Source organism: Mesorhizobium sp. M1403 (genome assembly GCF_040317695.1).
GTDB lineage: Bacteria > Pseudomonadota > Alphaproteobacteria > Rhizobiales > Rhizobiaceae > Mesorhizobium.
The window spans coordinates 21967-44692 of record NZ_JAMYKY010000011.1 but is presented as its reverse complement, the minus strand read 5'-3'; the positions used below and the strand labels follow the sequence as shown (position 1 = coordinate 44692).

Genomic DNA, 22726 nt, shown 5'->3' with positions numbered 1-22726 from the left:
CCACAATTTAGATGGATCATATACAAAATATACCAGTTTTTCAAATGGGTCTGCGCACACATATTTGCCGGGAGATTTTAATCCAACCCTGGAGAGTCACCATGTCCATCCTTCTTGTCACATCCAGCCCACGCGGCGCCGCCTCGCACTCGACCCGTGTCGCCAACGAACTCGCCGACAAACTGCTTGCCGCCGATCCTTCGGCCAAGCTTGTAGCCCGCGACCTCGTCGCCAACCCGCTGCCGCATATCGACCCCGACTATTCGACCGGCATCTATACGCCGGCCGAAGCGCGCACCCAGCGCCAGGCTGAGGTCGTCGGCGTTTCCGATACTGTACTGGACGAGCTGTTTGCGGCCGACACCGTCATTCTCGCCACCGGCTTCATCAACTTCAACATCTCGTCGACGCTGAAATCCTGGGTCGACCACGTCGCCCGCTCCGGCAAAACCTTTGCTTATAGCGATGCTGGCCCGAAAGGCCTCGTCACCGGCAAGAAGGTCTATATCGTGCTGGCTTCGGGCGGTATCTATTCCGAAGGTGCGGCCGTGCAGTTCGATCACGCCATTCCCTACCTGCGCAGCGTGCTCGGCTTTCTCGGCATGACCGATGTCGAGGTCATCCGCATCGAAGGAGTCGGCATGGGCGCCGATGCGGTAGCAGCAGCGCTGGCCAAGGCCTCGACCAAGGTCGACGCCATTGTGGCCGCGACCGGTAATGCCGAGCGCGTCGCCACCGCGGCGTAAAGCTGGCATTGACCACCGAAGCCAAAGGCAAGCGCTGACATGGCGCTTGCCTTACGACGGATCTACCCGAAGATCTTCTCGCCTTGCTCATCGACCAGCTGGATGCCCTTCTTGATCGAGATGTCGACAGCGTCATCAAGCCCGGCAAAGCGATCCGCGCGGATGAATTTGTGCTCCTTCATCACGCCGTCGATCTCCTTCGAAACCACGCCGCAGGTCTGGTACTGGCCCTCCGCCTTGTAGGGCGTGGCGCTGATCAAAAATCCCTTGTGCTCGATTTGCTTTACCGGCGCCGCTGTCTTTGGCTCAGCGGCTTCGTTGCCGCCGCCGAAAAGACGCTTCAGAAAAGACATGGGGTATCCTCCAACGGCAATCATCCTGCACCACATAGCGTGGTGCAGGATGATTTTCAGTACCGGTCCTTGGCCGAGCGGGCAAGGGCCGCAGCTGGCTTGGCACTCAGGGGTCAGTCGCGCGACAGCGCTTCCAGGGCCTCTGCGGCAGCTTCCAATATGCTGATTGCCTCGGCCTGCTTTGCTTCAGGCGCATCTACGATTTCGCCGAGCGCGGCGCGCAGCCGGTGGCGCACGGCGCGGAATTCGTCGCGCTTTTCCGAGCGGCCGCGGCCGCGCCGGCCACCGTCGCCGTCATCGTTCCAGCCGAACCACTCGCGCGCCTTCGCCATCTTGCGGCCGAAGCGCTCGAGATGGTCGAGCACGTGGTCGATCATCTCGCGATTTTCGTTGAGATGCGCCTGCCCTGCCTCGGTGATCGAAAACACCTTCTTGTTGCCTTCCGCCGCAGAAACGGCATAGCCGGCCTCTTCCAGGAAGGTCAGCGTCGGATAGACGACGCCGGGGCTCGGGCTGTAGACGCCGCTGGTGCGCTCCTCCAGCGCCTTGATGATGTCGTAGCCGTGCCGCGGCGCCTCGGCCAGCAGCGACAGCGTGATCAGCTTGAGATCGCCGTCAGCCAGCATACGCCCGGCGCGGAACATGTCGCCTGGTCCGCCGCGTCCGCCGCCGCCTCTCATGCCATGCCCGAACGGGCCGAACCCGCCGCGTCCGCCGAACTTGCCGGCCATATGCATGAAAACGCGCTCGGCGTGTTCGCCAAAACGATGATGCCCGAAATGATTGTCTTTGTGCATTGTCTGCTCCTTGAGTTATGTCTTACGATATATCTCAAGTAGGTGCTCGTCACGATCGAGTCAAGATATATCTTACGATGTATCTGAAAATGCGCCAGCAGGATTGATTTCGCCGGCAAGGGCAGCTAGGAAGCGCGTGAGGGTCGAAGACCCCTCCGTAAGCGTCTGACGTGAAGCAACGCATCCACCCCGGTCGTTTCCGGGCAGTTACGCCGGAAGACCGGCGAATGGATGCCAATGCGACGGACCGGATGCTTCAGGGAAAAATCCAAATGACCATGAAAACCCCGCGCAGGAAGCTGCCTGCGCGCTATGCCGCCGTCCTCGGCCCGCTGGTGCTGTCGTTGCTGATGACGTTCATCGTGTCGTTCATCTCGACACTGAAAAGCCTTGGCTTCCAGCCCGACCTGCCGGCCACCTGGCTGACGGCTTGGGGCCTGTCCTGGATGGTGGCCTTTCCGACGCTGCTGCTGTTGCTGCCGGCGGTGCGCCGCATCGTTGGCTGGCTTTGCGAGCCCGTGGCTCGATAGCAGGCTGCGCCAAGGGCCCGAAGCAACTTACGGGTCTTTCAGTGCGAAGTGAACGGACACTATCACCAACGGCCTTTGCGGCGGTTCCAGGCATAGAGCAGATCGGCGAAGCGATCATAGGCATAGCGCGTCAACGGCAGCGTGGCGGGATTGCCGAACAGCGTCGCCAACCAGCCCTCGCCCGGCGTTATCAGCCAAACCGCAACGGCAACATCGGCGCCGACCAGCAATTTGCCACCGGCGTCGGTCGCATGCAGCCGGCGCCGGATATCCTCCAGCCCGATGCCGTAGCGGGCCAGCGCCGTCGGTTCGGCATTGATGTCGCGAAATTCGATCCGCCCCGCCTTGACCGCCTCGATCAGCCGCCGCTTCTGCCGGCTGATGCCGGCATCGCAGACCGGACAGCGCGTATTGTACCAGACGGTCAGCAGAGGCTTGGCCATGGTTCGCAACACCAGCGGAGGACGCGCGACGACTATCCAGCGAATGCCGTTGCGCCGCAACGTGACGCGACACCGCGGAATGTCCCGGCTTCGGCTAATGCACGTCGCCCCAAAAACATGTCCTCGGGCCTGGCCCGAGGGTGCGCGGCGGTTTGCCATACCGACCTGTTTAAAAAGAAGAGCGTAAAGCGCGTCGCAAGAGGCCGTTCAAGCGCGACGCGCTTCAGGCACGGCACTCAGCCGAGCGAGGTAATGATCTCGCGATAGGCATCCTCCGGGAAAGCCTTGAGTGTCCGCGTCCTGACGTTTCCGCCCGCCGCCAGCATCAGCGAGAAACGAGCTAGTACGGCATCGTCGGGGGCTTCGACCACCGCCACCATGTCGCAATCCCCCATGGTGAGATAAAATGCCTTGAAGGACCCGCCCATGTCTCCCAACAGCTTCTTGGCGGCATCGAGCCGCTTCGGCGACTCGCGCACGTTTTTGGCGCCTTGCTCCGTCCAGTTGATCAGCACGATGTAAGTTGTCATGGCACACCTCCCTCCGGGGCCACGGAGCACGGCGTCACAGCCGGGGCGGGCATCCGGGTTTGTCGCCCAGAAAATGCATCCGTCGCGGAATTATCCTCTCGTAGGGCACGACCCGCAAGAGCGGCGCGTCCAATCGTGATCGCCTGTGCCCAAACGGAAAAGGACGCCACCGGCGCCCTTTAAACTGCTTATCCGTCACCCAGACTCAGCTGTCGAGGAAGCTTCTGAGCTTGCGCGACCGGCTCGGGTGCTTGAGCTTGCGCAGCGCCTTGGCTTCGATCTGGCGGATGCGCTCGCGGGTGACCGAGAACTGCTGGCCGACCTCCTCAAGCGTGTGGTCGGTGTTCATGCCGATGCCGAAGCGCATTCTGAGCACGCGCTCTTCGCGCGGCGTCAGCGAGGCCAGCACGCGCGTCGTCGTCTCGCGCAAATTGGCCTGGATCGCCGCGTCGATCGGCAGGATCGCCATCTTGTCCTCGATGAAATCGCCGAGATGCGAATCCTCCTCGTCGCCGACCGGCGTTTCGAGCGAGATCGGCTCCTTGGCGATCTTCAGCACCTTGCGCACTTTTTCCAGCGGCATTGCGAGCTTTTCCGCCAGTTCTTCCGGCGTCGGCTCACGGCCGATCTCATGCAGCATCTGACGCGAGGTGCGTACGATCTTGTTGATCGTTTCGATCATGTGCACCGGAATGCGGATGGTGCGCGCCTGGTCGGCGATCGAACGGGTGATCGCCTGCCGGATCCACCATGTCGCGTAGGTCGAGAACTTGTAGCCGCGGCGGTATTCGAATTTGTCGACCGCCTTCATCAGGCCGATATTGCCTTCCTGGATCAGGTCGAGGAACTGCAGGCCGCGATTGGTGTATTTCTTGGCGATGGAGATGACGAGACGCAGATTGGCCTCGACCATTTCCTTCTTGGCGATCGCGGCTTCGCGCTCGCCCTTCTGCACCTGGTTGACGATCTTGCGGAATTCCTGGATCGAAATCGCCGTCTCGGTGGCGAGGTTCTGGATCTCGGCGCGCAGGTCGCGGATGGCGTCCTTCTCGTTCTTGGTGAACTCCTTCCAGCCGCGCGAGGTCAGATTACCGATCGAACGCGTCCAGTTCGGATCGAGCTCCGAGCCCTGATATTCCTTGAGGAACTCCTCGCGGCGCACGCCATAGCTTTCGGCCAGCCGCAACAGCTTGCCCTCGTTCTGCACCAGGCGCTTGTTGATGTCGTAGAGCTGCTCGACCAGCGCCTCGATGCGCGCCGTGTTCAAGGACAGCGACTTCACCGCCTTGATCAGCTGGTCCTTCAGCTCCTTGAGCCGACGGTCCTGGCTTGGCGACAGCGTGCCGGCGGCGGCCAGCCGGTTCTCGACCTGCTGGTCCTGCAGCTTGCGCAGCTTCTTATAGGTGTCGGCAATGACGTCGAGCGTCTCCATCACCTGCGGGCGCAGTTCCGCTTCCATCGCCGCCAGCGACAGGCTCGCCTCGTCATCGTCCTCCTCGTCGTCGTCCACCAGGCCACGGGTGTCGCCGCCGACATTGGTGATGTCGTCCTCGTCCTCGCGCGAACGGCGCGGCTTTTCCTCGGTCTTGGCTTCCTCGATACGCTCGACCACCGGCGCCTGCTTGGCCTCCGGCCCGGCATAGGTCGCCTCGAGGTCGATGATCTCGCGCAGCAGGATCTTCGATTCGTTGAGCTCGTCGCGCCAGATGATGATGGCCTGGAAGGTCAGCGGACTTTCGCAGAGGCCCGCGATCATCGTCTCGCGGCCGGCCTCGATGCGCTTGGCGATCGCGATTTCGCCCTCGCGCGACAGAAGCTCCACCGAGCCCATCTCGCGCAGATACATGCGAACCGGATCGTCGGTGCGGTCGGTCGGCTCTTTTTTGGTCGTGGTGGCGGCGACGGCGGTGCCGGTCTGCTCGGCCAGCTCGTTGGCATCCTCCTCGGCGTCAGCGGCGGTATCGGCGGCTTCGGGCTCCTCGCCCTGCTCGTCGTCCTCGACCACGTTGATGCCCATGTCGGAAAGCATGGCCATCGTGTCCTCGATCTGCTCGGAGGTCACTTCCTCCGAGGGCAGCACCGAATTCAGCTCGTCCATGGTGACATAGCCGCGCTTCTTGGCGGCCTTGATCATCTTCTTGACAGCATCGTCGGAAAGGTCGAGCAGAGGGCCATCGGTCGCGGCCTCGCGTTCGGTCTCGACTTCTTCCTTTTCTTTTGTCGCCATAGTCTTTATTTTCTCCAAGCGGCTGAGTATCAAAGCCGCGTAAGCTGCCGGTCCGGTCAAATTGGATGCGCTCTTTCCAGAACGCGCTTTACCGGGCCAGTAACTGCATCTCTCGTTAAGTCCAGATTAACCCTGATATCTGTGGCAAGCTGACTGCCTGTCCAGTGATCAGTACCTTACATCGCTGCATTCCCGTCGATGCCGGGGCGGGTTAACGTTTCGAATCGACCTGATTCCGCCATTCTGCCGGAAGGTCAAGCGCCTCTCGCATGATTCGCATGAAAAAAGCGAATCAATTACCCGACTTAGAGCGCCGCACGCTTGATTCGACGCGCAAGCACGTCCTTACATTCAGTCTTCTGGAGGCTTCGATCTAAACGCGCCCAGCCCTGCCCGACGATACGCCAAACCCTTCGATCAGCGCTTCCGTTGCCTGCACATCACGAAATTGCGCCTGGATTTCGACCAGGTGCCGGTAGTTTTCGTCCGTGGGGTCGCTGGCGAGCGCTGCTTCCGCCTGCTTCAGCTCCTTATGTAAGGTGCGCGCGCTGCGCTGCAAGTGGAGGGCCTGGCTGAACGCATCGCGGGCATCGTCGAGTGCCGCCGTTTCCAGCGCCGGCCATTGCCGCGCACGTTTGATCAGCGCCACCGCACGCTGCCAGATCTCGCCGCAGCCGGCCCGCTCGATCGTCGCGATCACCGCGTCGCGGTCATTGGCCATATCATGCGCCATGGCGTCGAGGATCGCCGCATGCAGCCGCTTCAGATCGGAGTTGGCGAGATCGAGGAACTCGACATGGGCGAAATTCTCGTCGATCAGCACGGGATGGTTGACGAGGGCGGCAATGATCGTCGCCTCGCGTACCGACATGCCCTCGCCGCCGCGCTTGACCAACGCCGAGCGACCGAGGCTTTCGGTGATCGCGGTGCGCCCACCGGCATTGCCGCCGCGCGCAAACTGTCCGCCGGGTGCTGAACCCTTGCCCTGGAAACGTTCGCCGGGCCGTCCGTCCTGACGCCCCTGGCGTCCGCGCTGGGCACCGAAGAAGCTCTGCACCCGCTCGCGCATTTCCTGTTGGTAGTGATAGCGAAGGCTCTCGTCGCGGATACGGCTGGTCAGTTCGCGCAGCGTCTTTTCGAGCTCGGCTCGCCGTTCCGGCGTGTCGAAGATGCCGCCGGCCGTCTCGCGCATCCACAAGAGGTCGGCCAGCGGCCGCGCCTCGGAAAGCACGGCGCGGAACGCATCCGGTCCGTCACCCTTGACCAGATCGTCGGGATCCTTGCCCTCCGGCAGCAGGGCGAAGCGAACCGAGCGGCCCGCCTGGACCGCCGGCAGCGCCATGTCGGCGGCGCGCCATGCTGCCTTCAACCCGGCGTGGTCGCCGTCGAAGCACAGCACCGGCTCGCCGGCCATGCGCCATAGAAGTTCGAGCTGGTTTTCAGTCAATGCGGTGCCGAGCGGCGCCACCACGTTTTCGAAGCCGGCCTGCGCCAGCGCGATCACATCCATGTAGCCTTCGACGGCAATGACCGTGCCGCCCTTGGCCAGCGCCCCCTTTCCCAGCGCCCCCTTTCCCAGCACTTGCCGCGCACGAGCGAAATTGTAGAGCACGTTGCCCTTGTGGAAGAGCTCCGTATCGGGCGAGTTCATATATTTGGCCAGCGCATCCGGCGCTAGCGCCCGCCCGCCGAAGGCGATGATCTTGCCCCTGGAATCCGGGATCGGGAACATAATGCGGTCGCGGAACCAATCGTAGGAAACCGGGACGTCGTCGCCATGGCGCACCAGCCCGCACGCCTCGATGTCGGCCTTGGGGACGCCCTTGGCGGCAAGATGCTCCTTCAGCGCGTTGCGGCTGTCGGGCGCATAGCCGAGGCGGAAGGACTGCTGCGTCGCCGGTGTCAGTCCCCGGTCGCGCAGATAGGCGCGGGCCTTTGCGCCTTCCGGTCCCTGCAGCCGTTCCTGGAAGAACACCGTCGCCATCTCCATGACATCGGTCAGGCTGGCGCGTTCCTTTTCGCGCCGTTCCTCATCGGCGTCGCGAACCGGCATCGGCACGCCGGCCATGTCGGCGATCTTCTCGACGGCCTCGGGAAAGCTCATCCCGTCGAGTTCGGTCAAGAACTTGAAATGGTCGCCCGAAACCGAGCAGCCGAAACAGTGATAGCGGCCCTTCTTGTCCTCGCAATGGAAGGACGGGCTCTTCTCGCCATGGAACGGACAGCACGCCCAATAATCACCGCGCGGCGCGTTTGTCTTTTTCCTGTCCCACGCGACGCGCTGGCCGATCACCGAAGAAATCGGCACGCGGTCGCGGATCTCGTCGAGGAAAGCAGGCGGAAAGCGCATGAGGGACAGCTCGTTTGGCCTCCATATAATCACACGGGCCAAGCCCGACGACTCCTAATGCGGAACCATACCCGGTTTTCACAGGCCAAAAAGAGAAGGCGGCCTGCGGGCCGCCTTCTCGATCTAATCCGGCGCAGCGCCGGTCAGCCGTTCCGCACCTACTGCGCGGCGATAGCGCCGAAGATCAGGCCCGAGAGGTTGCTGACCAGCAGATAGTCGTTGCCGACCCGGATCCACTCATGGCCGGGACCGGGACGGCGCAAGCCGTAGTGGCGATAGTCGCGGATCGGCTGGTGACGCTTCCAGCTGGAATATCTCTGGCCGTTGCGCCAATGGCTGCGCTTCACCACGATCTTTTTCGTCACTACGACGCGCTTGTTCACCTCGACATGCTTGTTCACGTCGACATGCGTGCCGGGCTTTTGCCAGTCGACCTGGCTATAACTCGATTGCGGTGCGTTTGGTGGGTTCAATGGTGCAGCCTGGCCCTGCAAGGCCGTTGCAGCCAGCATCGAGAAGGCAATGGCGGAAAGAACGATGCGTTTCATAGCGGGTACTCCTTGGTTGTCGATGCCTCTGGAATAGAGCCGGAAGGATGAACCGAAACTGAACGCAGAGATTACGTTTTCGTAATGATTTCCTACATTTAGCACGCCTAACTCAGCACTACCTTTAAAGCGGCTGTCCGAGCACGGACGCATGACCCTCCGCAACTCCGCGGGCAATGCAACCATTTTGCCGGCCATCCATTTCCGACACGCCCCGTCGCGGGGCAACACTCGTCCGAACCGGGCAAAATTTATTATTCGGCTAAAATAAATCGGAGTAATATCAACCTCTGCAATGTCCACGATTCGCGCCCACTTTTGCCCTCGTGACGTCACGGCGCCCGCGTCGCTGATACCGGTCGGGTTGCGGGGTCGGGCATGAGCGGCTCCGTCGTTTTGCTGCACCTTGCCGGTGCGGTGGCACTGATGCTGTTTGCTACCCGTTTGGTGAAGACCGGCGTCGAGCGCGCCTATGGCGATGTGCTGCGCCACAAACTGCGCGCCACCATGCGCAATCCCTTCATGGCGGTTCTGGCCGGCTGCGGCCTGGCGGTCGCGCTGCAAAGCTCGACCGCCGTTACCTTGCTGGTCGGCTCATTCGCCGGCTCCGGCATTGTCAGCGGCATGTCGGGCCAGCTTGCGGTGCGCGGTGCCGAGATCGGCTCGGCGCTGGTGGTCAAGCTGCTTACCTTCGATCTGTCGCTGCTGGTACCGGTCTGCCTGGTCGCCGGCACCGTCATGTTCATGGCCACCGAGCGGCGCGACTGGCGCCAGTTCGGCCGCATCCTGGTCGGCATCGGCCTGCTGCTTCTGTCGCTGGAGATGATCGGCCAGGCGTCGGAGCCGCTGCGCCAGAGCACGCTGATGCCGCTCATCGTCGATTACTTCTCCGGCGATCCGGTCACCGCCTACCTTCTGGCGGCGTTGGTCACCTGGCTGTTCCATTCCTCGATCGCCGCGGTGCTGCTTATGGTGACGCTCGCCGGCCGCGGTTTCATCCCGCCCGAACTCGGCATCGTGCTGGTGCTCGGCGTCAATCTCGGCTCTTCGATCATCGCGCCGCTTCTAACCCGCAACGCAGAACCCGGCGTTCGCATCGTGCCGATCGGCAATCTCCTGATGCGCGGCATGGGCTCTCTGATCATGCTGATCCTGTTCCTGACGTTCAAGCCGCCAGTCGCCTTCTTGGGCAGCACCGTGCCCGAGCAGATCGTCAATGCCCACATCGTCTTCAACATCCTGATCCTGATCGCCGGCCTGCCGCTGGCGCGCCTGGTCTATCGTGCCTCGGAAAAGATCGTGGCGCTGGGCACCAGGCCCCAGCCCGCCAACGCGCTCGACGTCATCGAGCTTTCGGCGCTCAACGAAAGTGCGCTCGACGTGCCGAGCCAAGCACTCGCCAATGCCACCCGCGAGGTGGTGCGGGTCTGCGAAACGGTCGAGATCATGCTGAAACGGATCATCGAACTCTATGAGAGCGCCGACGCCGACAAGATCAGTGCGCTGGCCGCGCTCGACGACCGTGTCGACAGGAAGCACGCGGCGATCAAGCTCTATCTCGCCAAGGTCACCAAGAACCCGCTGAGCGAGGACGAGGCCCTGCGTTGCCAGGAGTTGATCGGCGCCTGCGTCAAGCTGGAGCAGGTCGGCGACATCATCGTGCGCAACATGCTGGTCCATGTGAAGAAGAAATTCGAGCGCGGACTGGAGTTCACGCCGGAAGGCTGGCGCGAGCTTTGCGCCTTCCATGCCCTGGTGCTTGCCAATGCCAGGCTAGCCTTCAACGTCCTGGTGTCCCGCGATCCGGAGACCGCTCGCCAGTTGGTGCTGGAAAAGGACCGGCTGCGCGACCGCGAGAAGGAAACCAGCCAGAGCCATTTCGTGCGGCTGCGCGACGGCACCGCCAAGAGCGTCGAGACCAGCTCCATCCATCTCGACACCATTCGCGACCTCAAGCAGATCAACTCGCTGCTCGCCTCGATGGCCTATCCCGTGCTTGAGGAACGCGGCCTGCTAACCGGTTCGCGGCTGAAGGCCGGATAGATTGCGTCCACAGGCCGGTAGCTTCAGAAGCTCGCCTATGCTGTGAGCCAATGCGCAAAATTACCTTTGCGCCACCTCCTGTCTGTCGGCTAAAGATCGCCAGATCTACCGGAAGGAAAGTCGATGGACACCCATTCTCGCAGCTTCGCCAAGGCGCTTTCCTGGCGTGTCACCGGTACCATCGACACGATGATCATTTCGCTCGTCGTGACGGGAAGCATCAAGCTCGCTGCGGCCATCGGCCTGACCGAGGTCGTCACCAAGTCGCTGCTCTACTACCTTCATGAGCGGGCGTGGCTGAAAATTCCTTACGGAAGGAAGGCGGCCGCGTAGCTCTTGCCGCCGCGGCCGGCACCTGACCGGTGACAAAGAAAATCTAAAGCGGCGTCGCCAATTTCTGAATTGCCCGGTGCCCTTATCCGTGGTTTGAGGTCACCTTATCCGAGGATCGCCTTCCCGCCATGCTTCCCCTCATTGCCCTGTTCATTGCCGCCTTCGCCTTCGGCACCACCGAATTCGTCATCGCCGGCGTGCTGCCGCAGGTGGCGGATGGCCTTGGCGTCGCGATCCCGACCGCCGGCTATCTCGTTTCCGGCTATGCCGGCGGCATTGCAGTCGGCGGCCCGCTGCTGGCGCTCGCCACCAAAAGGTTCTCCCGCAAGGCCCTGCTGCTTGGACTGACTGCAGCCTTTACCATCGGCCAGGCGGCCTGCGCGCTGGCGCCCGACTTCGCCTCGATGCTGCTGTTGCGGATTGCGGTGGCCGTGGCACACGGCGCCTATTTCGGCGTTGCCATGGTGGTGGCCGTCGGCCTCGTGCGCGAAGACCAGCGCGGCATGGCGGTGGCGCTGATCCTGTCCGGCCTCACCGTATCGAATGTCATCGGCGTTCCGGCCGGCACGGCAATCGGCAACATCTGGGGATGGCGTGCGACATTCTGGGTGATGTGCGCTCTCGGCGTGGTGGCCTTCGCCGCCATCGGCGCCCTGCTGCCGCGCAAGACAGGATCGTCGAGCCCGTCCGTCAGCCTTGGCAGCGAGGTACGCGTGCTCGCACGCCAGCAGGTCTGGACCTCGCTCATCATGATGCTGATGCTGATGATCGGCCAGTTCGGCCTGTTCACCTACATCACTCCGACGCTGCTTGAGGTCACCGGCCTCGACGAGAAATGGATACCTTGGGTGCTCCTGCTCAACGGTGTCGGCGCTACAATCGGCGTCTTCGTCGGCGGGCGCCTCGCCGACTGGAAGCTGATGCCGTCGCTCATCGCAATGCTATTCCTGCAGGCGGCGATGCTCGCCTCGATCTACGCCGTCAGTCCTTACCCACTGCCGATGGTGATGGCGATCTTCGTCTGGGGCGGCCTCAACTTCGCCATCGGCACGCCGATCCAGACCCGCATCCTGACCTGGACCGCGGACGCCTCCAATCTCGCCTCGTCGCTCATTCCGTCAGGCTTCAACGTCGGCATCGCGCTCGCCGCATCGCTCGGCGCGGCGATGCTCAATGCCGGCTATGGCTATCGCAGCTTGCCGGTGGTTGGCGCGATCGCCATGCTGGTCGCGGTCGCGGTTGCGCTTGCCTCGCATGTCTGGGAATGGCGGAGCCGGGCGGCGCCGCCGCTGCCGGCTGCCGCCGAATAGGGCTACAGATCGATCCGGTAACGCAGGCTTTCCGCGCCGCCATAGGAAGCATCCTCGAAGAAACGCCCGACGAGCCCGCCGCCATTGGCCAGAACGACCTTCTGCGAGGGCACATTGTGAGGCTTGCAGGTGATTTCGACGAAGGGCAGGCCAACCGCCCTCGCCTCCTCCAGCATGAGCCGCAGCGCCTCCGTCGCATAGCCGCATCCCCGTTTCCACGGCACCACCGCATAGCCGATGTGGCCGAGCACGTGCGATGGCAGCGCCGCGGTTCCGGGCTGCCAGCGCAAGCCGATCGAGCCTGAGACTTCCCCGTCCCAGATCCAGCGCCGAAATCCAGGCAGCCGCGGCACCGTCGAACCGTCCGGCAAGACGATCGGCGGTCCCTTGCCATCAGGATCGTCGAGATCGGCAAGGAAAGTCGCTGGATCCTTTTCGATAGCCGCAAGCTGCTCGCGCGTCGCGTCGAGCAGCCGCACATTGTCCGGCGACCAGCCGCGCTCGAGGGCCGCCTTGTAGGACGGCAGGTGTTCAAACGCCGGTTTGACGAGTTCGATCATGAGCGCGAGCTTTTGGCTGTCGGCCCTCAAAGGCGGGCTTGCGGCTGTAGCGACTACGACAAAACTGCCCCGCCATCGACCGTAATTCCCAAGTTTTCCGCATTGCGCCCATGTCGCGCAATGATTGCGACCGGGCGCATAAGGCTGGCTCCGCTTGGATGAGGCAAGCCGGCCAATTGCCCGCGAACGACCGTGAGATGGATCTCGAACTATCCAAGGGCGTCTGCAAGCATCTCATTCAAGCGTGCGAATGCTGCGGACTCGTCTGGCGCATGGGCCGGATTAACTTCTGTGATGGTCAGGCCGCGCCATTGCGGCAGGGCTGTCAGTTGCTTTAGCACAAAGGCGACTTGCTCCAGTTTGAGACCGTCGCAACGGCGCACATTCTCCGCAATCGGAAAATCGATAAAGGAGAGCACATCGACATCGAAGTGGATAAGCACGCAGTCAAAGCGCGCCGCCCATTCGGCCGCGCGCGCCGACGCCGCCTCGATGTCACTCAAAGCTTCCTCACGCGATATGATCTTGATCGCGTGATTTCCGATCACGGCCGCTTCGGGCGGGGTGATGTTCTCGATGCCGAAATAGAGGAGTTGCTGAGGCACGAGCATCGGGCGGGTCGGGCCGAGCCTCGCGAGCGAAGGCTCGCATCCATGGATATTGAGCAGATGGGCGACGCCGGTCCAGTCCAAGGCGCCGTCGCTCGTGTCAGGTGTGTTGAGATCGGCGTCGAAGTCAATGTAAACGAGTCCGATCCGCGCGCCGGCCGCATTCGCCCCGGCGACCGTCCCCAGTTCCACAGTACAATCGCCACCTAAAACAAGCACGTCTTCCTGCGCTGCGATCGCCGTCGCTACGTGGCTTGCGACCAACTCACAGGCGTCGCGCACGGCTTCCAGGTTCATAGCCTGCGACCGCGAAGGGTCCGGTCGCCATCGGAACGATGCAACATCGCCACGATCCCTGATGGATCTGCCTCGGTTCGTGATCGCTTCTGCGAGCCCATTTCGCCGAAAGGCCGCGGGGGCCTGTTCCTGACCCGGCGAATAGGCGCCGGCACTCGTGGCCGCACCGACAATATTCAACAAACGCGCCGCCAAATCGAAGCTCCATTTTCGCATGATCTTCTCGCAAACGTGTCCGGAGGGAGGAAGGTTCCTCCTCGACTTGAGAGGTTGCCGCCCGGCATCGGCACGAGGCCTAACAAGCAAAAAGCTCGCCGCATCGATGCCGTCGTGAGACGCCAGACGTCGAACATACAGGTTCATTCGCGCGGCCGTGGCGATGAACATGTCGGTGCGAACTGCCGTCCGCTCCGCCGCTCCTAGCCTGGCTCCTCGCGATGGTCTCTTCGAGTCTCATGAGCACCGCTAAGGCGGGAAAAATCCCTACTGAAGCAGGCTCTTGACGATGCCGCTCGCCTTGGAGAAATCCATCTGGCCGGCGTATTTCTCCTTGAGTGCCGCCATCACCTTGCCCATGTCCTTGACGCCGCTAGCACCTGTCTCGGCGATGGCGGAACGGACGGCGCTTTCCGTCTCGGCCTGGCCCAGTTGCGTCGGCAGGAAGTCGCGGATGATGGCCATCTCGTCGCGCTCCTGCGCGGCAAGTTCCGGCCGCTTGCCGTCATCGAACGCTTTGGCCGATTCCTCACGCTGCTTCACCATCTTGGCCAGGATCTGCAGGATCTCATCTTCGCTGGTCGGCTCCTTGCCGGCCCCGCGATTGGCGATGTCGCGATCATGAATGGCCGCCTGGATCAGCCGCAATGTCGGCAACCGGCGCTTGTCCTGCGCCTTCATCGCGCTCTTCAGGGATTCGGCGATTTTGCCTCGCATGGTGCTTCTCCTTCGAATGCGGTGGACAATAGCCGTGCCGAAAGCCCAAGGCAAATTCGACTATGTCCGGCAAATCCCTGATATTGTTCGACGAAATAAATCCAGGCACGTACGGCGCGGCATCATTGACCGCCTTGGCGCCTTCCCCTATGTACTGTGCCTTGCATGAATTGAATTCTAGTGCACGTCGCCCAAAAGTGCGTAGCGGTTTTGGGGCAACGACATGCACAAGTGAAAGTTAGCGCGCCGAGGCTGTGAGATTGCCGCTTCGCGCTTTTTGTTGCGCCGATTGAGGGGCGCAGCCTTTAGGAGTGCCGCCATGGCAACGATGACCGCCGCATCGACCCCCCCTTGGGCCACCGAGAAGCCGACCGCCCTGCTGGTGCTGGCCGACGGCACCGTCATCGACGGCCGTGGTCTGGGCGCTTCCGGCTCCGCCGTCGCCGAGGTCTGCTTCAACACTGCGCTGACCGGCTATCAGGAGATCCTCACCGACCCGTCCTATGCCGGCCAGATCGTCACCTTCACCTTCCCGCATATCGGCAATATCGGCACCAATGACGAAGACATCGAGGATCTCAATCCGCTGGCCCGCGCCGGCGCCGTCGGCGCCGTGTTCAAGGCCGATGTCACCAACCCGTCGAATTACCGCGCCGGAACCGGTCTCGACCAGTGGCTGAAGAAGCGCGGCATCGTTGCACTTTCGGGCATCGACACGCGCGCGCTGACCGCGCTGATCCGCGAAAAGGGCATGCCCAATGCCGTTATCGCGCACGCCCCAGACGGTATCTTCGACATCGAAGACCTCAAGCGCCGCGCCGCCGCATGGTCGGGGCTTATCGGGCTTGATCTGGCCAAGGAGGTCACCTCCGGCCAATCCTCGGTCTGGCGCGAGACACCCTGGGCCTGGAACGAGGGCTTTGGCGAACAGGCCGACCCGTCGATGCACGTCGTTGCCATCGATTATGGCGTCAAGCGCAACATATTGCGCCTGCTTGCCGGCCTCGGCGCCAGGGTCACCGTGGTGCCGGCCAAGACCGGCGCCGAGGAGATCCTGGCGATGCGGCCCGATGGCATCTTTCTATCCAACGGCCCCGGCGATCCGGAAGCCACCGGCGACTACGCCGTTCCGGTCATCCAGGATCTGTTGAAGACCGATATCCCGCTGTTCGGCATCTGCCTCGGCCACCAGATGCTGGCGCTGGCGCTGGGCGGCAAGACCGCAAAAATGCATCAGGGCCACCACGGCGCCAATCATCCGGTCAAGGACCACACCACCGGCAAGGTCGAGATCGTCTCGATGAACCACGGCTTTGCCGTCGACGCCGACTCATTGCCGAGCGGCGTCGAGGAAACCCATGTCTCGCTATTCGACGGTTCGAATTGCGGCATCGCGCTCACCGGCAAGCCGGTCTTCTCGGTCCAGCATCATCCCGAAGCCTCGCCCGGCCCGCAGGATTCGCACTATCTGTTCCGCCGTTTCGTCAACCTGATCCGCGAAAAGCGTGGCGAGCCGGCACTGGCCGAGCGCTGACCAAGCGGATGCATCAGCTATAATATTTCGGCGGCGCGTGATCTGGACAACTTGCCGCCGGACGTCCGCGAGCAGGTCTCGGAAGGTCCGATTTCTTACGCAGTCGGCGGTCGCGGAGATACCAAGCGTCTTGTCGGCAGGAAAGGTTACAGACTTCGGATCGGGTCGCTACCGAGTCATATTTGACGAAGACCGCGCCACGATCCTTGCGATCTATGTCGGCACACGCGAAACGACAACTACCGTCGGCCATAGTAGGACAGAACACCATGAACGCCCCGCAAATTATCAAGACCCCAACCGGCGAGGAACTGGTCGTTATCCCAAGGCGGATTACGAGATCCTTTTGCGTGCCGCCGAAGAAGCTCTGGAAGACGCTGCCGATGCGGCGATCTACGACGAGCGTAAGGCCGATCTCCGAGCGGAAAGGGCACTGCCCGCGGACGTGACCATGGACATCTTGCGGGGCTCCAGCCGGCTCAAGGCGCTGCGCAACTGGTGGCGGCTGACGCAAGCCGATTTGGCGGCCATGATCGGCGTCAGCCAGGGTTTTCTGTCGGACCTGGGGTCCAATCACCGCAAACTATCGGCGCAGAGAGGTGCAATGCTGGTCAAGGCGCTCGACATTCCAAGCGAATGGATTGAGCACCAGGTGATGCTACACTGGTTTGCGGCTTCTTCTCCCTTGGTTTTAGCTGATCCCGGTCATGGCGCGCCGGCGCCGGTGCGCTTCTCGATCAGTCCGGCAACCGCATCAGGATTGTCGGCCAGTACATAGTGGCTCGCATCGGGGATCTCGGCGCGCTCGACATGGCTCATGCCCTTGGCGCGGTAGCCGGCGAGGAAGGTCGGCAGCAGCGCAACAAAGGGGGACTTCTGGCCGAAGGCGATGACGAGCGGAACGGTGCTCGGCGCCGTCTGGGCGGCGTTCCATTCGGCATCGCTGGGGAAGGCGCGGTAGATCTCGAACGCGGCATGCAGTTGAGGCGCTCGATAGATGCGAAAATAGTATTTGCGTTCCTGCCTGGTGAATTTGCCGAAGTCGAGGAACCAGCCAAGCACGGCGGCCTGCCGACCGGGAACCACCTTTTCGGCGAGGCCGCCGGGCGCCTGGATGAAACCGATATGCCACGTGCCTGATATCGCCTTGTCCCAGCCGTCGATGCCGGGCATCGGAACATCGAGGATCATCGCACCGCGCAGCGTGTCGGGAAAGCGCCTGAGATAGGCATAGGTGACGATGCCGCCAAGGTCGTGACCCACCACATAGGGTTTTTCCAGATGCAGAGCGTCGGCAAGCCCATGGATCTGCGCCGCAAGATTGGCGGCTTCATAGCCGCCCCTGGCAGGCTCCGAGCGGCCTATGCCGGGCAGGTCGACGGCAACGACGGTGAAGCGTTGCGCCAGTCTCGGCATGACGGCCTGGTATTCGTTCCAATCTTCCGGAAATCCATGCACCAGGATAAGGGCTGGTCCGTGCCCGCCACGCAGGTAGTGCATGCTGCTGCCGTTCACCGCGGCTTTGGCCGAGGTGAACCCGGGCGGCACCTGACCTGCCCGTCCAGCAGGCGCCGCATGAGCCGCCACTACAACGAGCACCGCGCAGACAGCCACAGCCATGAGCGCCGCGCGATGAAGTATCCGGTTCAACATGTTGCTCTCCTCTCGTCTTCGATCCAGGCCCCGCGTTTGTTGCTTCTGACGTAAACTAGGGCGGGAGTTCGAATGGTCAGAGTTACAAAATGCGGCGCGAATGCCTCGAGGCGGACTGCGCGATTACCGGAGTTGCGTTGTTGCCCTCATTCCTATCGCCTTTTTTCAATGAAGCCATTAAAACCGGTCAACCGGTCTGTTTAAGTCGCGCAAAGAGAAGAAGGCTCCCGAAGAACCAGTGTGACGGGCATTTCGTTGGCCGGATCTGTCTCCACAGCCCGTCCTTGGTCAGGGCGATGCGGCCGTCATGGCTCATATCTGTGCTCCGTCTTCAGCAACGCCGGACGTGACGTTTCTGAGCGCCGCCGGCTTGGCTACTTTCGTGACGAAGACGATGAGCGCCAGCGTCAGGAAAATCGCGCCGAGCAGGTAGGGTGCGCCGCCGAAGGTCACGGGCGCGTTCGGCCCCGTGAACCAGGAAAAGATCGCCGTATAAAGCAGCGGCGTGATGATCGAGGTGATCGAGAAGATCGACGTCATCGCGCCCTGGAGTTCGCCTTGTGCCGAAGGCGGCACCTTGGCGGCGGCAAGGCTCCTGAGCGGCGGATCGGCCAACGCCTCGAGGCAGCCGACGACGATCACTGCATAGATCATCCAGCCTTGCGACGCGAATGCGTAGCCGAAGGCGCTGAGTGCCGTAAATGCCAGACCGATTACCGCCGTCTTCCACTCACCGAGCTTGGGGATTACGCGCGGCAGGACCATCGCCATGACGATAGCCCCGCACAGGCCGAAGGCACCGAGCGAGAAGCCGATCTGTTGTTCGCTCCAGCCATAGCGATAACTGGAGACGAACGACCAGACCGCAGGATACATCATGTGCCCCAGCGTCATCAGAAAGAAGACAAGCCCGATCCAGCCGATGCCTTCGTAGTTGCGCATCTGGACGAGCGTGCCGACCGGGTTCGCGCGTTTCCACTCGAAGCGGCGACGATGCTTGCTATCAAGCGTTTCCGGCAACAGAAACAGCGCGATCAAAAAGTTTACGAAGGCAAGCCCGGCAGCGAAATAGAATGGCACGCGCGGCCCGAACGTGCCGAGCAACCCGCCCAGAACCGGCCCGATGACGAAGCCGACGCCGAAAGCGATGCCAAGCAGGCCGAAATTCTTCGCACGGTTCTCGTCGGTCGAGATATCGGCGATGAATGCCGATGTCGTGGAATAGCTGGCGCCGGAAATGCCGGCCAGCACACGCCCGATGAACAGCATCGGATAGGACCAGGCGATGGCACAGATCAGATTGTCGATGGAAAACGTCAGCACGGAGGCGAGCAGAATCGGCCGTCGTCCGAACCGGTCGCTCAACCCGCCCATCACTGGTGCGAAAATGAACTGCATCGCCGCATAGGCGAAGAACAGCCAGCCGCCCTCGATAGCCGCCTCACTGATGCCGACGCCGGTCAATTCTCTGAGATAGGCCGGCAGCACCGGCATGATGATGCCGAAGCCGATGATGTCGAGCAGCAGGGTGGTGAAAACAAGCGCAAGGCCCCGCCTGGCGGTTTTGGGGTCTATCATGATGGTATCTCCTCGGGCCGCCCGAGCAAACGGGAACACACCTTATAGGCGAGCACATCGCTGGGAACAATGAGGGAACGGGCAGGGTGTTTTCATCCTGACATCCCCTGACTGCGATCCAGTCTCTCGGATTACGAGAAAACCGTCGGGCTCAGATCGGGTTGTTGAACGTGTCGCAGTCCGAAAGCTTGCCGTTCTGGAAGCCTCGAGCCAGCCAGGTCTGCCGCTGCTGCGACGTGCCGTGGTTGAAGCTTTCCGGCACGACGTAGCCCTGCATCTTCTTCTGAAGCGTATCGTCGCCGATCTGCTTTGCGGCGTTCAATGCCTCCGCCATGTCGCCCTGTTCCAAAATGCCCTTCTGGCCGGTGAAATGTGCCCAGATGCCGGCAAAGCAGTCGGCCTGCAGCTCGACCTGCGCCGACATGTGGTTGGCGTCGGCCTCGCTCATATTCTGCCGCATCTGGTTGAATTTGGGCAGGATGCCGACGAGGTTCTGCACGTGATGGCCAACCTCATGCGCGATAACATAGGCCTGTGCGAAATCGCCCGAGGCACCGAACTGCTGATCGAGTTGCTGGAAGAAGGTGGTGTCGAGATAGACCTTGCGATCGTTGGGACAGTAGAATGGTCCGGCCGCTGACGAGGCAGAACCGCAGGCGGAGCGAATCTGGCCGCTGAACAGGACCAGTTTTGGATCTTGATAGGTCAGGCCCTCGGACTGGAAAATACCAGTCCAGGTATCCTCGGTCTCGGCCAGCACGGTCGACACGAACTGCTTCATCTCGTCGGAGGCCGGCGCACCGGTACCGCCGCCTTGCTCGCCGCTATTGTCGGTGATCTGGCCGCCGCCGCCGGGCTGCAAGCCGCTGTTATCGAGGATCTGACTCGGGTCGAAGCCGAAATACCACCCTGCCAGGAAAATCAATCCTACGATGATGATGCCCGACATGCCGCCGCCGCCGGCGCGACCGCCGATCGGGATGCGAAACTGCCCCGGCCCGCCGCCAAGCCCGCCGCTCTGGCCGCGCTCGTCCTCGACATTGTCACTCTGACGACGGCCCTTCCAGAGCATGGCAACTCCCCGTGATGCACGTTTGCAATCAACCCGCCGATGTCCTGGCCGGTTCCAACCCAGCAAACAATTATCCCAATGGTTACGCCAAGTCACAGTATTTTTCGCGCTAACAAGCAATGCCTGCTGACGCGGGTCTGCTCTGGCTTAGACGTCGCAAGGTCTGTAGCATCTACCGTGGCTGTGGAAGCGAGGGGGCGCTTGCGGATGATCGGGCGGGTTCTGTTGCTGTTTGCGGCATTGTCTTGCCTTGGCCCCGCGCCGGCCAGCGCCGTCACTCTCGATTCCAGTGTCGCAATCACCGATCCCGAGACCTTGCAGGCGCTCGAGCGCGGCGGGCTATCGATCAGCCGTCTGCTTGGGCCAGCGCTCGGACTGACACGCGACGTCGACAATCGCGGGCTGTTTTCGGTGCGCGCGCTGAGCCCGGTCCGCAACGCCGTCAAACAGCAGATCGTAGACGAACCAAGGAACAGCCCCGACTCCTATGTAGCCGCTCTGGCAAACTCGAAAGACATCACCCAGAAGTTCAATCCGAAATACATCGACGACGACGGTTCGACGCTGGACCTGACCGGCATCGTCAATCGCATGGATCGCGGCTATCTCGGCCACACCGAATGCGGCGAGATCAGGCTGATCTACCGCTTCCACTATTCGGTCGAGGAGAAGCCTGGGCAACGCATCTCGTCGCGCCTGCCGCTGACCCTGAGCCTGGTCTTCAACGCCATACCGACTTCGGCACAGACTCGCGCCTCGAAGGACCGTCCGCGCTCGGCTAACGGTTCCTGCGCGGACGTGGCGAAGCGCTGGCTTGGCGCCGGGCAGAAGAATCTGGAGCCGGATCAACTGGCGGCCTGGCTGCGCTCGGAAGAAGGCCCGCTTTCCAGCGCGATGTTGAATTCTCCGCAGATCATGCGGCTCGAGCTCAACATGCAGGTCGTGCGCCTATCGGCTTCGAGCCGGCGCGATTTCGGCGGCCACGCTGAGTATCTGTTGAAGATATTCAAGTGGGACCCGGCCAAAGCCATTTTCCAGGAAGCGAAAATGGAGAACCAGATCGACCGCAAGCTGGTGCTGGCCGACAGGCAAACCTTCGAAAGATGGCTGCTCACCGACCGCAACATCTATGATCTCGACCGTGGCCGCCTGGTGATCGACGAAAAATTCCTCGCGACCACCGCGGTTTCGGTGGCACCCGGCGGTATGAGCCGGTCGCAAAACAATTTGGCTTTTAGGCTGCTCGATGACGATGCTATCGACAAAGCGCTCAAGGTCTATGTCGCCAAGGGCAATACGCTTCGCACCGTCAAATCGGTGGCCGGCTTCAATCTGCGCCTCAACGAGATGACCTGCACCGGCTGTCACCAGACGCACGGCATCGCCGGGTTCCATTACACCGGCGCCGACCCGGCCAGCGAACCGCGCCGCAACGCGGTGTTCGTGCCGGGCTCGGCTGTGTTTTTTGCCGACCTGCCGCGCCGCCGCGCCATTGTCGAGTCGTTCGCCGCTGGTAGACACCCGGATTTCAGCCGCGGCTTTGCCGGCCGCCAGGAGGCAAAATACGCCGAAGCGCTGAAAGGCACCGATCTCTACAATGGATGGGGCTCGACCTGCTATCGCGGCACCGACCCAAGTTTCGTAGACTGGACCTGCGACAAAGGCCTGCGTTGCGCCGGGGTCCACGAGAGCGCCATCCATCCGGGCTTTGGTACCTGCGTCAGCGAGGCCGGCACCGCGGTCGGCGATCCGGTGGAGTTCGGCGAGATCAGGATGTCGAAATGGGGCAACGACCAATATTGCCGTCTGTCACCGGCAACCGCGAAGGCCTGCGCCATCGACCCGGCCAGGGACAGAAAACCGCCGATAAAGCTCGCCGGCTATGGCGCGGCGCGCCAGCGTTACGATAATCCCGAGCAGAAGACTGGCGGCTTTCCCGGCGGCATGCTGCGCAAGGCGACCTGCGAAAAGCTGCCCGACGAGGCAAGCTGCGGCCGCCTCGCCAAGACCGGCTTCAACGACTGCGTAGGCTCCGGCAAGGACCACAAATTCTGCACCAGGGAATTCACCAAGACCGCTGGCCTGCGTGCTTGCGACAAGGCCCATCCCTGCCGCGAGGACTATATCTGCACCGCCGGTTTTGACGATCTGCCGGAAGCAAAGCCCGGCAAGGGCACTTGCATCCCACCCTATTTCATCTTCCAGTTTCGCGTCGATGGTCACCCGCGCAACTGGGTGCAGGATACGAATGAGTGAGCAGGTCAGTCGCACTGCATATCGC

General features: G+C 62.2%; 21 protein-coding genes. 8 read left to right on the top strand and 13 right to left on the bottom strand.

The window, feature by feature from the left end; translation table 11 throughout:
• Window positions 1-101 precede the first annotated feature (101 nt).
• Window positions 102-746, top strand: coding sequence for an FMN-dependent NADH-azoreductase (locus tag NKH01_RS18690; protein ID WP_353021620.1), 645 nt, complete (start codon window positions 102-104; stop codon window positions 744-746).
• Window positions 747-808: 62 nt separating this feature from the next.
• On the opposite strand, the gene NKH01_RS18685 is transcribed toward NKH01_RS18690, so the two are convergent.
• Complete coding sequence (locus NKH01_RS18685; RefSeq protein WP_023719334.1) at window positions 809-1099, bottom strand: HlyU family transcriptional regulator; 291 nt, start codon at window positions 1097-1099, stop codon at window positions 809-811.
• Between the two features lie 113 nt (window positions 1100-1212).
• Window positions 1213-1896, bottom strand: a complete 684-nt coding sequence (locus NKH01_RS18680; protein ID WP_023719335.1) for a PadR family transcriptional regulator — start codon at window positions 1894-1896, stop codon at window positions 1213-1215.
• A 272-nt stretch (window positions 1897-2168) separates the two neighbouring features.
• Between NKH01_RS18680 and NKH01_RS18675 the strand changes: the two genes are divergently transcribed.
• The gene (locus tag NKH01_RS18675) at window positions 2169-2426 is read left to right on the top strand and encodes a DUF2798 domain-containing protein (protein WP_023719336.1); all 258 of its coding nucleotides are present in this window, start codon (window positions 2169-2171) and stop codon (window positions 2424-2426) included.
• Between the two features lie 62 nt (window positions 2427-2488).
• Here NKH01_RS18675 and NKH01_RS18670 read toward each other — a convergent pair whose 3' ends face one another.
• From NKH01_RS18670 to NKH01_RS18650, 5 genes are all read right to left on the bottom strand, one after another.
• Window positions 2489-2869, bottom strand: a complete 381-nt coding sequence (locus NKH01_RS18670) for a thiol-disulfide oxidoreductase DCC family protein (protein ID WP_031194130.1) — start codon at window positions 2867-2869, stop codon at window positions 2489-2491.
• A 236-nt stretch (window positions 2870-3105) separates the two neighbouring features.
• Window positions 3106-3399, bottom strand: a complete 294-nt coding sequence (locus NKH01_RS18665) for a GYD domain-containing protein (protein ID WP_023719338.1) — start codon at window positions 3397-3399, stop codon at window positions 3106-3108.
• Between the two features lie 205 nt (window positions 3400-3604).
• Window positions 3605-5626, bottom strand: coding sequence for an RNA polymerase sigma factor RpoD (gene rpoD, locus NKH01_RS18660; RefSeq protein ID WP_023719339.1), 2022 nt, complete (start codon window positions 5624-5626; stop codon window positions 3605-3607).
• Between the two features lie 373 nt (window positions 5627-5999).
• A complete protein-coding gene (gene dnaG, locus NKH01_RS18655) occupies window positions 6000-7976 on the bottom strand; it encodes a DNA primase (RefSeq protein ID WP_352494942.1) in 1977 nt (658 codons plus the stop codon).
• A gap of 158 nt (window positions 7977-8134) precedes the next feature.
• Window positions 8135-8524 (bottom strand): RcnB family protein, encoded by a 390-nt coding sequence (locus tag NKH01_RS18650; protein WP_353021614.1) that lies wholly within the window; start codon window positions 8522-8524, stop codon window positions 8135-8137.
• 378 nt (window positions 8525-8902) lie between these two features.
• On the opposite strand from NKH01_RS18650, the gene NKH01_RS18645 reads away from it, so the two are divergent.
• The 3 genes from NKH01_RS18645 (at window position 8903) to NKH01_RS18635 (ending at window position 12210) form a co-directional block, all read left to right on the top strand.
• On the top strand, window positions 8903-10567 hold the full coding sequence (locus NKH01_RS18645; protein ID WP_023719342.1) for a Na/Pi cotransporter family protein: 1665 nt from the start codon (window positions 8903-8905) through the stop codon (window positions 10565-10567).
• A gap of 123 nt (window positions 10568-10690) precedes the next feature.
• Window positions 10691-10900 (top strand): DUF2061 domain-containing protein, encoded by a 210-nt coding sequence (locus NKH01_RS18640; RefSeq protein ID WP_023678301.1) that lies wholly within the window; start codon window positions 10691-10693, stop codon window positions 10898-10900.
• A gap of 128 nt (window positions 10901-11028) precedes the next feature.
• Window positions 11029-12210 (top strand): MFS transporter, encoded by a 1182-nt coding sequence (locus tag NKH01_RS18635; RefSeq protein WP_023719343.1) that lies wholly within the window; start codon window positions 11029-11031, stop codon window positions 12208-12210.
• Between the two features lie 2 nt (window positions 12211-12212).
• On the opposite strand, the gene NKH01_RS18630 is transcribed toward NKH01_RS18635, so the two are convergent.
• The 3 genes from NKH01_RS18630 to NKH01_RS18620 all read right to left on the bottom strand — a co-directional run bounded on the left by NKH01_RS18630 (window position 12213) and on the right by NKH01_RS18620 (window position 14608).
• Window positions 12213-12770, bottom strand: coding sequence for a GNAT family N-acetyltransferase (locus NKH01_RS18630; RefSeq protein ID WP_023719344.1), 558 nt, complete (start codon window positions 12768-12770; stop codon window positions 12213-12215).
• 209 nt (window positions 12771-12979) lie between these two features.
• On the bottom strand, window positions 12980-14062 hold the full coding sequence (locus NKH01_RS18625) for an arginase family protein (RefSeq protein ID WP_352592386.1): 1083 nt from the start codon (window positions 14060-14062) through the stop codon (window positions 12980-12982).
• A gap of 96 nt (window positions 14063-14158) precedes the next feature.
• Entirely contained in the window at window positions 14159-14608 is a 450-nt protein-coding gene (locus tag NKH01_RS18620; RefSeq protein WP_353021609.1) for a GatB/YqeY domain-containing protein, read from the bottom strand.
• 319 nt (window positions 14609-14927) lie between these two features.
• Here NKH01_RS18620 and carA point away from each other — a divergent pair, with 319 nt between their 5' ends.
• The gene (gene carA / locus NKH01_RS18615; protein ID WP_352848096.1) at window positions 14928-16142 is read left to right on the top strand and encodes a glutamine-hydrolyzing carbamoyl-phosphate synthase small subunit; all 1215 of its coding nucleotides are present in this window, start codon (window positions 14928-14930) and stop codon (window positions 16140-16142) included.
• Between the two features lie 130 nt (window positions 16143-16272).
• Complete coding sequence (locus NKH01_RS18610; protein WP_353021607.1) at window positions 16273-16920, top strand: helix-turn-helix domain-containing protein; 648 nt, start codon at window positions 16273-16275, stop codon at window positions 16918-16920.
• On the opposite strand, the gene NKH01_RS18605 is transcribed toward NKH01_RS18610, so the two are convergent.
• The 3 genes from NKH01_RS18605 to ypfJ all read right to left on the bottom strand — a co-directional run bounded on the left by NKH01_RS18605 (window position 16848) and on the right by ypfJ (window position 20445).
• The gene (locus NKH01_RS18605) at window positions 16848-17795 is read right to left on the bottom strand and encodes an alpha/beta fold hydrolase (protein ID WP_353021605.1); all 948 of its coding nucleotides are present in this window, start codon (window positions 17793-17795) and stop codon (window positions 16848-16850) included. The two genes, NKH01_RS18610 and NKH01_RS18605, sit on opposite strands and share 73 nt — an antisense overlap.
• Before the next feature lie 312 nt (window positions 17796-18107).
• On the bottom strand, window positions 18108-19373 hold the full coding sequence (locus NKH01_RS18600; protein ID WP_353021602.1) for a TCR/Tet family MFS transporter: 1266 nt from the start codon (window positions 19371-19373) through the stop codon (window positions 18108-18110).
• A 151-nt stretch (window positions 19374-19524) separates the two neighbouring features.
• Window positions 19525-20445, bottom strand: a complete 921-nt coding sequence (gene ypfJ / locus NKH01_RS18595) for a KPN_02809 family neutral zinc metallopeptidase (protein WP_353021600.1) — start codon at window positions 20443-20445, stop codon at window positions 19525-19527.
• A gap of 207 nt (window positions 20446-20652) precedes the next feature.
• Here ypfJ and NKH01_RS18590 point away from each other — a divergent pair, with 207 nt between their 5' ends.
• Window positions 20653-22701, top strand: coding sequence for a hypothetical protein (locus NKH01_RS18590; RefSeq protein WP_353021598.1), 2049 nt, complete (start codon window positions 20653-20655; stop codon window positions 22699-22701).
• Window positions 22702-22726: the final 25 nt, after the last annotated feature.